11 protein-coding genes are annotated in these 13,486 nt (G+C 70.0%); 6 read left to right on the top strand and 5 right to left on the bottom strand.

The window, feature by feature from the left end; all coding sequences use genetic code 11:
• Positions 1-28: 28 nt before the first annotated feature.
• From ABDJ40_RS04205 to ABDJ40_RS04195, 3 genes are all read right to left on the bottom strand, one after another.
• Positions 29-970, bottom strand: coding sequence for a polysaccharide deacetylase family protein (locus ABDJ40_RS04205; protein WP_347606464.1), 942 nt, complete (start codon positions 968-970; stop codon positions 29-31).
• A gap of 88 nt (positions 971-1,058) precedes the next feature.
• Complete coding sequence (locus tag ABDJ40_RS04200; protein ID WP_347606462.1) at positions 1,059-2,726, bottom strand: NAD(P)/FAD-dependent oxidoreductase; 1,668 nt, start codon at positions 2,724-2,726, stop codon at positions 1,059-1,061.
• Positions 2,727-2,858: 132 nt separating this feature from the next.
• Positions 2,859-3,026, bottom strand: coding sequence for a hypothetical protein (locus ABDJ40_RS04195; protein ID WP_269631690.1), 168 nt, complete (start codon positions 3,024-3,026; stop codon positions 2,859-2,861).
• Between the two features lie 232 nt (positions 3,027-3,258).
• On the opposite strand from ABDJ40_RS04195, the gene mfd reads away from it, so the two are divergent.
• From mfd to ABDJ40_RS04165, 6 genes are all read left to right on the top strand, one after another.
• Positions 3,259-6,744, top strand: a complete 3,486-nt coding sequence (mfd, locus tag ABDJ40_RS04190; RefSeq protein WP_347606458.1) for a transcription-repair coupling factor — start codon at positions 3,259-3,261, stop codon at positions 6,742-6,744.
• Positions 6,745-6,752: 8 nt separating this feature from the next.
• Positions 6,753-7,316, top strand: a complete 564-nt coding sequence (locus tag ABDJ40_RS04185) for a nucleotidyltransferase family protein (RefSeq protein WP_347606455.1) — start codon at positions 6,753-6,755, stop codon at positions 7,314-7,316.
• Positions 7,317-7,392: 76 nt separating this feature from the next.
• Positions 7,393-8,100 (top strand): phosphoserine phosphatase SerB, encoded by a 708-nt coding sequence (gene serB / locus ABDJ40_RS04180; RefSeq protein ID WP_269631693.1) that lies wholly within the window; start codon positions 7,393-7,395, stop codon positions 8,098-8,100.
• A 100-nt stretch (positions 8,101-8,200) separates the two neighbouring features.
• Positions 8,201-9,523, top strand: a complete 1,323-nt coding sequence (locus ABDJ40_RS04175; RefSeq protein WP_347606451.1) for a hypothetical protein — start codon at positions 8,201-8,203, stop codon at positions 9,521-9,523.
• A 263-nt stretch (positions 9,524-9,786) separates the two neighbouring features.
• Positions 9,787-10,317, top strand: coding sequence for a flavin reductase family protein (locus ABDJ40_RS04170; RefSeq protein ID WP_347606448.1), 531 nt, complete (start codon positions 9,787-9,789; stop codon positions 10,315-10,317).
• Positions 10,318-10,531: 214 nt separating this feature from the next.
• Positions 10,532-12,694, top strand: a complete 2,163-nt coding sequence (locus ABDJ40_RS04165; protein WP_347606445.1) for a sensor domain-containing protein — start codon at positions 10,532-10,534, stop codon at positions 12,692-12,694.
• Between the two features lie 30 nt (positions 12,695-12,724).
• Here the strand turns inward: ABDJ40_RS04165 and rraA are convergent, their stop codons facing one another.
• Complete coding sequence (gene rraA / locus ABDJ40_RS04160) at positions 12,725-13,222, bottom strand: ribonuclease E activity regulator RraA (RefSeq protein WP_347606442.1); 498 nt, start codon at positions 13,220-13,222, stop codon at positions 12,725-12,727.
• A 22-nt stretch (positions 13,223-13,244) separates the two neighbouring features.
• Complete coding sequence (locus ABDJ40_RS04155; RefSeq protein ID WP_347606439.1) at positions 13,245-13,460, bottom strand: RNA-binding S4 domain-containing protein; 216 nt, start codon at positions 13,458-13,460, stop codon at positions 13,245-13,247.
• Positions 13,461-13,486 lie beyond the last annotated feature (26 nt).

Genomic DNA, 13,486 nt, shown 5'->3' with positions numbered 1-13,486 from the left:
CTTGCCCGCTCCGCTGCGCCAGGCGTGATCAGCGGGCCGCGGCGTCCGGCTTGCTGAGGCGCTCGATCTCGTAATCCCCGTCGTCCACCAGCCGCTCCCAGCCCTCGAAGCGGCCCAGGCCCAGCGAACGGGCCATGGACAGCAGCAGGCTCTGGCCGGCCACATTGCTGAGCGGCTGCAGCTGGTAGACCGGGTCCTCGAAAGCCTCGGCCGGCGAGATGAACTGCCAGCCGCGGGCCTTGAACATCGCGATCACGTCGTCCAGGAACAGGGCATTGAGCAGGTTGTGGTGGGTCAGCAGGACCTGGGCGATGTCCCGTCCCTGCAGACGCCGCGACAGCGCCTGGTAGGCCTGCGCCCGCTGCCAGAGGTGGTCCAGGTAGGCCTGGCGGATGTCGCCGACATCGGCCTGGGGATCCGCCTTCAGCCGCGTTTCCAGGAATTCGTTGAGGCGCCAGTCGCTGGTGTCCAGGCTCACATAGGCATTGCGAATGCCCTGGGCCTTCAGCCAGGCGCGCATGCCGTCTCGCTTGGCCTCGGGCTTGCCTTCGCGCAGGAAGGTGAAGCGGAACCAGCGCTGCAGTCCGGCCCGGCCGGCGAGGATCTGCTGGCAGCGCTGGATCTCGTCCTGGCACTGCTCGAGGCTCACCTGCGGGCTGTTGAGATCCAGGTGCGTCATGGTGTGGTTGCCCAGCAGCTGGCCGGCCTGCGACCAGGCCTGGACCAGGGCCAGGCCCTCGGGCCGGTCTGCGCCGTTGCCGCAGGTCACGAAGAGCGCGGCCTGCACTCGGTGCTTGCGCAGTGCCGCGAGGATGGCCTCATTGCGGGCCTGCGGACTGAGCCTCGGCGTGGCGCTGAGGTGGGGGCCGTCGTCCATGGTGAGGGCGATGCGCTGAGGCGCTTGCGCCAGCGCGGACGAGGCGAGGGCGGCCAGGGCGGCCACCGCGGTGAGGAGGAGGGATCGGATCATGCGGCGATTGTCTCCAGCCCGCGCCCGGCGCCGAAAGGCCCACCCGGCGCCGGTGCGCGCTGCGCCCGGCAAGACCTGACCCCGGAGCTCAGACGCCCATCAGCTCCTTCGCCAGGGCCTCCGCCACCTCGATGCCATCCACCCCGGCCGACATGATGCCGCCGGCGTAGCCCGCCCCTTCGCCGGCCGGATAGAGGCCGCGCACATTGAGGCTCTGGTAGTCCCGGCCCCGCGTGACGCGCAGGGGGCTGGAGGTGCGGGTCTCGACGCCCGTCAGCACCGCATCGTGCATGTCGAAGCCGCGGATCTGGCGGCCGAAGGCGGGCAGGGCCTCGCGGATGGCGTCCAGGCAGTAGTCGGGCAGGCTGCCGCGGCCCTTCTCCTGCAGGTTGGTCAGGTGCACGCCGGGCTTGTAGGACGGCATCACGCTGCCGAACTCGGAGCTCACCTGGCGCTTGATGAAGTCGCCCACCAGGCTGCCCGGGGCGATGTAGCCACCGCCGCCCAGCTCGTAGGCCCGCGATTCCCAGATGCGCTGGAAGGCCATGCCATCCAGCGGATTGACGGGGCCCTCGCTCAGGCCGTCCTGGCGATAGTCCTGCGGGCTGATGCCCACGACGATGCCGGCATTGGCATTGCGCTCGTTGCGCGAATACTGGCTCATGCCGTTGGTGACCACACGGTTGGGCTCGGAGGTGGCGGCCACCACGGTGCCGCCGGGGCACATGCAGAAGCTGTAGACCGAGCGGCCGTTCTTGGCGTGGTGCACCAGCTTGTAGTCCGCCGCGCCCAGCAGGGCATTGCCGGCGTTGGGGCCGAAGCGGGCCTTGTCGATCAGGCTTTGCGGGTGCTCGATGCGGTAGCCGATGGAGAAGGGCTTGGCCTCCATGTAGACGCCGCGCTCGTGCAGCATCTGGAAGGTGTCGCGCGCGCTGTGGCCCAGGGCCAGCACGACCTGGTCGGCGCGGATCTGCTCACCGCTTTCCAGCACCACGCCGCGCACGTGGCGCTGGCCGTCCTGGCCGGGCTCGATGAGCAGGTCGCTGACCTTCTGCTGGAAGCGGATCTCGCCGCCCAGGGCCTCGATCTCGGCCCGGATCTTGATCACCATGCTCACCAGGCGAAAGGTGCCGATGTGGGGCTTGGAGACGTAGAGGATCTCCTCGGGCGCGCCGGCCTTCACGAACTCGGTCAGCACCTTGCGGGTGAGGAAGCGGGGGTCGGAGATCTGGCTGTAGAGCTTGCCATCCGAGAAGGTGCCGGCGCCGCCCTCGCCGAACTGCACGTTCGATTCGGGATGCAGGTTCTGCTTGCGCCAGAGGTCCCAGGTGTCCTTGGTGCGTTCGCGCACCTGCTTGCCGCGCTCCAGCACGATGGGGCGCAGGCCCATCTGCGCCAGGATCAGCGCGGCCAGGATGCCGCAGGGGCCAAAGCCGATCACCACGGGGCGCAGCTTGTCGCCCCGGTTGTAGAAGTCCACCGGCGCGTGAGCGATGAAGTGATAGCTCGTGTCAGGCGTGGGCTTGACATGGGTGTCGCCCTCGAAGCGGGCCAGCACGGCGGCTTCGTCCTCGACCTCGCAGTCCACGGTGTAGATCAGCATCATGGCCGTCTTCTTGCGCGCGTCATGGCTGCGCTTGAAGAGATGGAAGGCCTTGAGCTGGCTGGACTTCAGGCCCAGGCGCTGGACGATGGCCGGGCGGAGCTCGTCATCGGCATGGTTCAGCGGCAGGCGGAGTTCGGTGATGCGGATCATGGAGGTCCTCAGGGGCGTGGCGATAACCCAGTGGGGATGAGAAACGAGTCCGGCCGCGAAGGCAAGCCAGGCTCAGAAACGGAAACGGCGCCTTTGCAGGCGCCGTCATGCAGTCTTGAGACCGCCGGTCGATCAGCCGCCCTTGTGGGTGCGCTTGCCGGGGTTCTTCTTGCTGCGGGTGTGGGTGCCGCGCTCCAGGCTGGTGCAGTTGCCGCGACCGTGCGTGAAGCTCACGCCGTTGGCGGGGACGGGACGGGGGGCGGCGCGCTTGTCGGCCTCGGTGACGATCTTGTTGCCCATGGTGGCTCCAGAAGGGTTGTAAATTGATGACGGCAGCTTTTCGCGGGTCAACTCGTTATTTTAGCCCGACTGTGGCTGAATCCCGCCAGCGCCTGTGGCGGCCCGCCCGCATGCCCCCCTCCGCCGGCCGTGACCTGCGCCACGCGCATCGCCCCTGCTGACAGTTTTGGCGGCCCCGCTCCCTACAATCCGCCCAGCCCCCGAGAGGGGCTGTTCCTGTTTGTAGCGCCCCATGCAACTGCCCCTGATCGCTCCCGGAAAGAAGTTCTCGCTGCCCCGCCCGCCGGGCTCGGCCGACGCCCTGCTGCTGGCCCGCTTCTGCCGCCAGCAGCTGGAGTCCGGCCGGCTGTGCACCATCGTCACGGCGGAGCCCGGTGACACCCAGCGCCTGGAGGACGAGCTCAAGTTCTTCGCGCCGGAGCTGCGCGTGGCCGTCTTCCCAGACTGGGAGACCCTGCCCTACGACACCTTCAGCCCGCACCAGGACCTCATCTCCGAGCGCCTGGCCACGCTGTGGCGCCTGCTGCAGTCCAAGGGCAGGCCGCGCGAGGAGCGCGACGTCGACGTGGTCCTGCTGCCCGCCAGCACCGCGCTGACGCGCCTCGCCCCGCCCTCCTTCCTGGCGGCCACCACCTTCCAGTTCAAGCAGAAGCAGCGCCTGGACGAGTCCGCGCTGAAGGCGCAGCTGGTGCTGGGCGGCTATGCGCATGTCTCGCAGGTGGTCTCGCCGGGCGAGTTCGCGGTGCGCGGCGGCCTGATCGACCTCTTCCCCATGGGCTCGCCCGTGCCCTACCGGGTGGATCTCTTCGGTGACGAGGTCGACTCCATCCGCACCTTCGACCCCGACAGCCAGCGCAGCCTCTACCCCGTGCCCGAGGTGCGCCTGCTGCCCGGCCGCGAGTTCCCCATGGACGAGGCCGCCCGCCAGGCCTTCCGCGCCCGCTGGCGCGAGAAGATGGACGGCGACCCCAGCAGGTCCCGGCTCTACAAGGACATGGCCACGGGCCTCGCCACCGCCGGCATCGAGTACTACCTGCCGCTCTTCTTCGAGCAGACGGCCAGCTTCTTCGACTTCGTGCCCGAGGACGGCGCCCTGGTACTGCACGGCGAGGTCGACGAGGCCCTCCACCGCTTCTGGACCGACACCCGCGAGCGCCACCGCTTCCTGCAGCACGACCCCGAGCGGCCGCTGCTGCCGCCCGAGGAGATCTTCCTGCGCGTCGAGGACTTCTTCGGCGCCACGCGCACGCGGGCCGTGTTCAGCGTGCGCGGCGCCGAGGCCGTGGACTATGCCCGGCCCCTGCCCGACATCAGCGTCGAGCGCGGTGCCCAGGAGCCCCTGGCCCGCCTGGCCTCGCACCTGAAGACCACGCCGCACCGCGTGCTCATCGTGGCCGAGAGCGAGGGCCGGCGCGAGAGCCTGCTGGAGCTGCTGCGGGACAACAAGATCGATCCGCCCTCCGTGGCGAGCCTGGCCGAGTTCCAGTCCTCCGACGAGAAGTTCGCCATCACCGCCGCCCCGCTGGCTGCGGGCTTCTTCTGGCACGAGCCGGAGGCGGCGCCCCAGGGCATCGCGATCCAGTTCCTGACCGAGACCGAGCTCTTCGCCACCACGCCCACCACGCGGCGGCGGCGCAAGCAGGAGCTGGTCAGCGACGTCAATGCGCTGATCAAGGACCTCTCCGAGCTCAAGGTCGGCGACCCCGTGGTGCACATGAACCACGGCATCGGCCGCTACCAGGGGCTGATCAACATCGACCTGGGCGACGGCCCCAGCGAGTTCCTGCACCTCGAGTACGCGGACAAGGCCACGCTCTACGTGCCCGTGGCGCAGCTGCACCTGATCAGCCGCTACACGGGCGTGTCTGCCGAGGAAGCGCCGCTGCACAAGCTGGGCTCGGCGCAATGGGAAAAGGCCAAGCGCAAGGCCGCCGAGCAGGTGCGCGACACCGCGGCCGAGCTGCTCAACCTCTACGCGCGCCGCGCGGCGCGAGAGGGCCACGCCTTCCGCTACTCGCCGCATGACTACGAGGCCTTCGCCGCCTCCTTCGGCTTCGAGGAGACGCCGGACCAGCGCGCCGCCATCCATGCGGTGATCCAGGACATGATCTCGCCCAAGCCCATGGACCGCCTGGTCTGCGGCGACGTGGGCTTCGGCAAGACCGAGGTGGCCCTGCGCGCCGCCTTCGTGGCCGTGATGGGCGGCAAACAGGTGGCCCTGCTGGCGCCCACCACGCTGCTGGCCGAGCAGCACTACCAGAACATCGCGGACCGCTTCGGCCGCTGGCCGGTGAAGGTGGCCGAGATGAGCCGCTTCCGCTCGCCCAAGGAGATCAAGGCCGCGATGGAAGGCCTGGCGGACGGCAGCATCGACATCGTCATCGGCACCCACAAGCTGCTCTCGCCGGACGTCAAGTTCAAGCGACTGGGCCTGCTGGTGATCGACGAGGAACACCGCTTCGGCGTGCGCCACAAGGAGGCGATGAAGGCCATGCGCGCCGAGGTGGACGTGCTGACCCTCACTGCCACGCCCATCCCGCGCACGCTGGGCATGGCGCTGGAAGGCCTGCGCGACCTCAGCGTGATCGCCACCGCGCCGCAGCGCCGCCTGGCCATCAAGACCTTTGTGCGCACCGAAAACAGCGGCACCATCCGCGAGGCCGTGCTGCGCGAGTTGAAGCGCGGCGGCCAGGTCTACTTCCTGCACAACGAGGTCGAGACCATCGAGAACCGCAAGCAGAAGCTCGAGGAGCTTGTGCCAGAGGCCCGCATCGTCGTGGCTCATGGCCAGATGCCCGAGCGCGAGCTGGAGCGGGTGATGCGCGAGTTCGTCGGCGGGCGGCACAACGTGCTGCTGTGCTCGACCATCATCGAGACCGGCATCGACGTGCCCAGCGCCAACACCATCGTCATCAGCCGGGCCGACAAGTTCGGCCTCGCCCAGCTGCACCAGCTGCGCGGCCGCGTGGGTCGCTCCCACCACCAGGCCTATGCCTACCTGATGGTGCCGGATGTCGAAGGCCTCACCAAGCAGGCGGCCCAGCGCCTGGAGGCCATCCAGCAGATGGAAGAGCTGGGCTCGGGCTTCTACCTCGCCATGCATGACCTCGAGATCCGCGGCTGCGGTGAGGTGCTGGGCGAGAACCAGAGCGGCAACATGATGGAGGTGGGCTTCCAGCTCTACAACGACATGCTCTCCGAGGCCGTGCGCTCGCTGAAGGCCGGCAAGGAGCCCGACCTGCTCTCGCCCCTGGGCGGCGTGTTCGGCGCCAACACCGAGATCAACCTGCACGCCCCCGCCCTGCTGCCTGACGCCTACTGCGGCGACGTCCACGTGCGCCTTTCGCTCTACAAGCGCCTCGCCACGGCGGACAAGGCCGAGCAGATCGACGCCATGCTGGAGGAGATCACCGACCGCTTCGGCAAGCTCCCCGCCCAGGGCCAGACCCTCTTCGACACCCACCGCCTGCGCGTGCTGGCCAAGCCCTATGGCGTGATGAAGATCGATGCCGCGCCCACGGTGATGAACATCAACTTCCGCCCCAACCCGCCCATCGACGCCATGCGCGTGATCGAGCTGGTGCAGAAGAACCGCAACATCAAGCTGGTGGGCAATGACAAGCTGCGCATCGACAAGGCCCTCAGCGACCCCAAGGACCGCGCCCAGGCCATTCGCGAGGTGCTGCGCCTGCTGGGCGCGCCGCTGAAGCAGGACTGAGCCGGGGCATGCCGGCCGAGGACACCCTGCGGACCTGGCTGCAGGACACGGACTGGCTGATGCAGGCGCTGCGCTGCGCGCGCCTGCTGAGACTGGGCTCCTGGTGCATCGGGGCGGGCGCCGTGCGCAACGTGGTGTGGGAGCGCCTGCACGGGCGGCGCCTGGATGTCGACCTGCTGGCAGACATCGACCTGGCCCACCACAGCCCGCAGCGCACAGCGCCGGACGACGACGCCTGCCTGGCCCGGCAGCTGCGCGCGGCCTTGCCCCTGCCTTGGGAAGTCGTCAACCAGGCCTTCGTGCATCGCTGGCCCGGAGCCCGGCCGGGCCGGCGGCCCCATGCCGATCTCGCGGCGGCGCTGGCTTCCTGGCCCGAGACGGCCACCGCCGTGGGCGCCTGGCTGGACGCCCGGGACCGCCTGCATCTCGTCGCGCCCCATGGGGTGGAAGACCTGATGGCCGGGGTGCTGCGCAAGAGCCCGGGCGTCGACCCGGCGCTGTTTGAACGGCGGCTGCAGGAGAAGGCCTTCCTCACGCGCTGGCCCGGTCTGCGTCAGGCTGCACGAGGATGAAACCCGACGGAACGCCTATCGCCCCGGGCGCGTGCTAAGGTGCGGGCCGCCACAGACCTTGCCCACGGAATTCATCGTGACCGCCCCGACCCCGTCCTCCCTGATCATCCAAGGCTTCACGCCGCCGCTGCGCCTGGCTGATTTCCGTCTGGCGGCCTTCGACATGGATTCGACCCTGATCAACATCGAGTGCATCGATGAGATCGCGGCGGCCGCGGGCAAGAAGGCCGAGGTGGCGGCCATCACCGAGGCGGCCATGCGCGGCGAGATCACCGACTTCAAGGACAGTCTGCGCCGCCGCCTGGCCCTGCTCAAGGGCGTGCCGGTAAGCGCGCTGGAGCAGGTGCTGGCCACGCGGCTGCAGTTCAATCCCGGCGCCCGCGAGCTGTGCGCGGCCCTGAAGGCGGCGGGGCTCAAGCTGCTGCTGGTCTCCGGCGGCTTCACCTACTTCACCCGCCATGTCGCGGCCGAGCTGGGCATGGACTTCGTGCGCAGCAACGAGCTGGAGATCGTCGACGGCCTGCTGACCGGCGGCCTGGTGATGCAGGCCTGGGGCGAGATCTGCGACGGCGAGGAGAAGAAACGCATGCTGCTGCAGTGCGCCGCCGAGATCGGCGCCCAGCCTCACCAGTGCATGGCCGTGGGCGACGGCGCCAACGACCTGCCCATGATGGGCGCGGCCGGCCTCTCGGTGGCCTACCACGCCAAGCCGCGGGTGCGCGAGCAGGCCATGGTGGCCATCAACGAAGGCGGTCTGGAGCAGCTGCTGCACGTGCTGGGCTGAGCGCGCCGCGCCGCCCGTGTGGGGCGAGCCCCGGCCCGCGCCGCATCGTCCCACCTGCGGGCGATGCCCTCCCACTCCCTTGAGGCGCTAGCATGCGCACATGAAGGACACGACGAGGCCGCGGCGGCCATGGCTGCAACGCTGGAGCACCCTGGGCGTAGCCCTGGGCCTGGCAGTCGCCCTGGGCTGGCTCTGGCCACGCGAGGACGAAGACACCCAGGCCCCTCCCCGCCTCTCGGCCGAGCCGGCACCGAGCGCCGCCAGAGCCACCCGCCGAGCTCCTGCCGGGCCTGCAGAGCAGCCCGGCCTGCCAGCTTCGGCGCCCTCGCGCCCGGCCTCCCGCCCCGCCGATCCCGGCACCGCGCCACGCGACCCTGCCCCCCTGAGCCCCGATCAACTGGCCCAGATCGAGAAGCAATGGTGCACCCACGGCCTGAAGGCCCACCAGCAGGTCCGGCAGGCGCTGGAGCGGGCCCATCCCCTCCGCTTGGATGGGGAGAAGCTCGACGGCGATGCCCCACACGCACGCTGGGACGCCATGCTCAGGGAGGTCGGCACGCAGGCCATGCTGGCCGTCGACTCCCGGCTGAAGCGGCAATGGATCCTGCAGCTGCGCCAGCGGGGCGACCTGCGCAGCCAGGCCGCTGCCGACTACCTGCAGATCACGATGAGCGATCAGGACAAGGCGCCAGCCGTCTTCCAGCACCTGCTGAGCCTCGCCCAGAGCAGCCGAGACCCGCTGATCTTCATGACCTGGCAGGTCGCTCGGTCTGACTGCGTGCTCAATGCCCTGTGCAGCGCCCTCCCCATGACAGACTGGCGTACCCTGGACCCCGGCAACCTGCTGGCCTGGCTGCCCACGCGCGCCAGCGGCCAGTACGCCACCGAGCTCGACTGGGACGCGATCGCCCACACCCGCTTCGCCAACAGCTACCTGGAGGACTTCCAGGCCCTGCTGCTGCCCCTGCTGGACCAGGAGCCTCCGGGCCTGGGCCTCCAGCAGGGCCTGGCCCTGATCAGCCGCCTGAACTACTCGTGGCCCAGCAGTGCCGGCGCGCTGGCGCTGGGCCGCAGCTGCCTCGAGGCCAGCGAGACCCAGCCGCAGCGCAGGGCCACCTGCGTCCATGCTGCCGATCTCCTCTGGCGCAGCCCCTCGGCCGGCCTGCTCGAGTACAAGTTCGCTACCGCCATGGCCGCCTTGGCGGGCGCGGGAGCGCAGTCGCCCTGGGCCGAGCGCCTGGCCTTCGTCAAGGGCCTCAGCGCCGCCGACGGCCAGCGGCTGATGGACCTGGAGTACCCCGGCAACCGGGACGGCCAGAGCTGCGAGACCCAGGCCGAACAGCGCCGGCAGCTCAAGGAGCGGGTGCGCAACGGGCTCTGGGCCGCAGCGCTGGGCAGCGAGGGCGCGCGCCGAGTTCCCTGAGCGGCGCATCGCGGCTTGCGCGATCTGCGCCCAAATTGACACCCGAACGACACACTTCTGCCACCAACCCCCAAACAGGGGCTTGACCCCGGGCAAATCCCGATCCTTTTTGCAACACCTTGCTACATCCTCTTGCCATTCGATCCTGACGCCAGAAGTGGGGCTGCGCACAATCGCTGCTTGGCCTGACGCAGGCCCTGAGCTGTACCGCCTGTTCCCCTTCTTCCATGCGCGTTCCTGTCGATCTCCGCCAAGTCAGTCGATTGCTCAACCACGGTCCCACGGTGCTGGTCAGCAGCCAGCATGAGGGCCGTCGTGATGTCATGGCGGCGGCCTGGAACATGCCCCTGGACTTCAGCCCGCCCAAGGTGGCCGTGGTCATCGACAAGGCCACCTACACCCGCGAGCTGGTCGATGCCTCCGGCGAGTTCGTCCTGGCCGTGCCCTGCGCCGCCCAGGCCCAGCTGACGGCCGACGTCGGCCATGTCAGCGGCCGGGAGGTCGACAAGTTCAAGCGCTTCGGCATCCAGGCCCAGCCCGGGCAGAAGGTGGATGCCCCCCTGATCGAAGGCTGCCTGGCCTGGCTGGAATGCGTGGTCTATCCCGAGCCCTATGTCGAGCACCGCTATGACCTCTTCCTGGCCGAGGTGGTGTCCGCCTGGGCCGAGGACTGGGCCTTCGTCAACGGCCGCTGGGTGGACCAGCTCGAGGTGCAGCGCCGCGCCCTGCACCACCTGGGCGCCGGCCAGTTCTTCACCAGCGGTGGCCTGCTGGTGACGCAGGCCGCGGCCTGAGGGCGCGCAGCGCGTGGCTGCCCGAGGCAGCGCTCCGCGCCCCCCCGCCGCCCTCGCCAAGACCGCGCCCGGCCCTGTGCGCTCCCGCCCTGCCCCCTGAGCCCAGCCGCTGTCCCTCGTCGAGGGTCCAGGCGGCGCCGTTCTCTTGATTCACCTCACGAGGCGATCTGGATCAAGACCCGCACAATGGATGGATCGGCCAGGGAGAAATGCCATGACAGTCACCGACCAGCCCGCGCCGCCGCCCGGCGCCCTGCTGGAACAGACGCTTGAAGCCGCCGGCATTGGCCTGGCCTGGGTCGATGCACGCGGCCGCCTGCAGCGCGGCAGCGCCTGCTTCCGACGCTGGGTCGGCGCCGCGGCCACGCTGTTCGACTGCGTGCATGCCCTGGACAAAGACAAATGGCAGGACTGGCAGGCCTCACCGGGCGAGCCCCGCCAGCTGGCGCTGCGCGGGCCCGATGGCGCCACCCTGCAGGTCGAGGCGCAGCTGCGCCCGCTGGCCGCCGGGAGCGACGGCCTGCTGGCCCTGGTGCTGAACCCGCTGGACGAGCGCCGCGAGCGCCACGCCATCGACATCCTTCAGCGCGAGGTGCTGGAGGCGGTGGCCTCCAGCCGCCCGCTGCAGGTCGTGATGGACCTGCTGTGCCGCCGAGTCGAGGCCATGGACGCCGGCGTGATCTGCACGGTGCTGGAGATCGACCGCGAGGGCCGGGTCCATCCCCTGGCCGCACCCAGCCTGCCGGCCAGCTTCAGCAGTGCCATCGATGGCGAGCCCATCGGCCCGCAAGCCGGCAGCTGCGGCACGGCGGCGTGGCGGCGCGAGCCCGTGGAGGTGCGGGACATCGCCAGCGACCCGCTGTGGGAGCGCTACCGCCCCCTCGCCCAGTCCTTTGGCCTGGCCGCCTGCTGGTCCACGCCCATCAGCCTGGCGGACGGCCCAGTGCGCGCCACCTTCGCGCTGTACTACCGCCAGGTCCGCAGCGTGGCGTCCTTCCACCGGCGCATGGTGGAGGCCTGCGCCCAGCTGTGCCAGCTGGCCCTTCAGCACGAGGACAGCCAGCGGGAGATCGAGCGCCTGGCCTACTACGACAGCGTCACCGGCCTGCCCAACCGCACGCTGTTCACCGACCGCGCCCAGCAGGCCCTGCAGATGTCGCAACGCCTGGACCGGCCCTCGTCCCTGCTGCTGCTGGACCTGGACCGCTTCAAGACGGTCAATGATTCGCTGGGCCATGCCGCGGGCGACGAGGTTCTGCGCGAGGTGGCCCGCCGCCTGAACGCTGCGCTGCGCGACTCTGACACTCTGGCGCGCCTGGGCGGCGATGAATTCGTACTGATGCTGCCCGGCTGCAACGCGCTGGACGCGCTGCACGTGGCCCAGAAGCTGCATGCCGCGCTGTCCGCCCCCTTGCAGCTGGACAGCGGCATGCGGATCAACCTCAGCGCCAGCATCGGCATCAGCACCTGCCCCGACGATGGGCAGAGCTTCGAGCCCCTGCTGAAGCACGCGGACATCGCCATGTACGAGGCCAAGCAGGCGGGCCGCAACTGCAGCCGCTACTTCCTCGCGTCCATGAATCAGTCCCTGGACGAACGCCTGAACCTGGAGTCCGAGCTGCGCCAGGCCCTCAGCGCGGGCCAGCTGCAGCTGCATTTCCAGCCCAAGCTCGCGCTGGCCGACGCTCGCGTGCTGGGCATGGAAGTCCTGCTGCGCTGGCCTCATCCGGTGCGAGGCTGGGTGCCGCCGGACCGCTTCATCCCCGTGGCCGAGGAATGCGGCCTGATCAACGCCCTCGACGCCTGGGTGCTGGAGGCCGCCTGCCGCCAGCTGCGGGACTGGGCCGAGGCAGGCCTGCCGGGGCTGCAGCTCTCCGTCAACGTCTCCGCCCTGCGCTTCGTGCAGGACGACGTGGCCGCCCATGTGCAGCAGCAGCTGCAGCGCCACGGCCTGCAGGCGTCCCAGCTGACCCTGGAGATCACCGAACGCCTGATGCTGGATGAGCGCGGCCGGCCGCATGAGCAGCTGCTGGCGCTGGATGCCATGGGCGTGCGGCTCTCCGTGGACGACTTCGGCACCGGCTACTCCAGCCTCAGCTACCTCAAGCGCCTGCCGGTCTCGGAGATCAAGCTCGACAAGAGCTTTGTGCGCGATCTCGACAGCGACCCCGACGACCGCGCCCTGGCCAGCGCCGTGATCAGCATCGGCCAGGCCCTGGATCTCAGCGTGGTGGCGGAAGGCGTGGAGACCGAGGCCCAGCGGGAGACTCTGCTGCGCCTGGGCTGTCGCATCGGCCAGGGCTGGCTGTTCGGCCGGCCCATGGATGCGCAGGCCATGGCACAGTGGCTGCGCAGCCGGGAGCGTGCGCCCGCCTGAGCAGAGGCGGACCCGGCTCAGCTCAGGCGCTCAGGCGCTCAGGCGCTCAGGCAGCACCAGGCAGCCGTCCTCGTCCGCGTACAGCCACTCGCCCGGCCGCAGCAGCAGACCGTGCAGCTGCAGCGGCACGTCCACCGAGCCCTGGCCCTGGCGGTCCGTCGGCAGGGGCACGTGGCCCAGGGCGAGGATGCCCACATCGGCCGCGCGCAGCTCGGCGCGATCCCGCACACAGCCATGGATCAGCAGGCCGGCCCAGCCATTGCGGGCGGCCGCGGCGGCGAGATGGCCGCCCAGCAGGGCGCGATGCATGGAGGCGCCGCCGTCGACAACCAGCACGCGGCCCTCGCCGGGCGACTCCACCGCCGCCTTGACCGCGCTGTTGTCGTCCAGGCAGCGCACCGTGCGGATGGGCCCCGCGAAGCGCTCGCGCCCGCCATAGCTGGCGTAGCGGCCGCCGGGGAACACGCGCAGTGCGCCGCTGGCATCGCTCTTGAAGCGGTCACAGATGTCGCAGGTGCTGAAGTCCATGTCGATGCGCCCCCGCCCGGGATCAGGCCACGATGCGAATGTGCTGGCCCTGCACGCTGATGCGCTGACCGGCCCGCATCTTGGCGGTCTTGCGGCTCTCGGGCTGGCCGTCGACCGTGACCTGGCCCTCGGTGATCATCAGGCGGGCCTGCCCGCCGCTCTGGGCCAGGCCGGTGGCCTTGAGCAGCTTGTCCAGCTCGATGTACTCGCCGCGCAGTTGGAATTCGATGTCGTTCATGCGGGCATTGTCCCAGAGGCTGCGGC

The organism is Roseateles flavus, from assembly GCF_039872765.1.
GTDB classification, from domain to species: domain Bacteria; phylum Pseudomonadota; class Gammaproteobacteria; order Burkholderiales; family Burkholderiaceae_C; genus Roseateles_B; species Roseateles_B flavus.
Note: the sequence above shows the minus strand (reverse complement) of the source record. Positions and strands in the feature narration are given on the sequence as shown.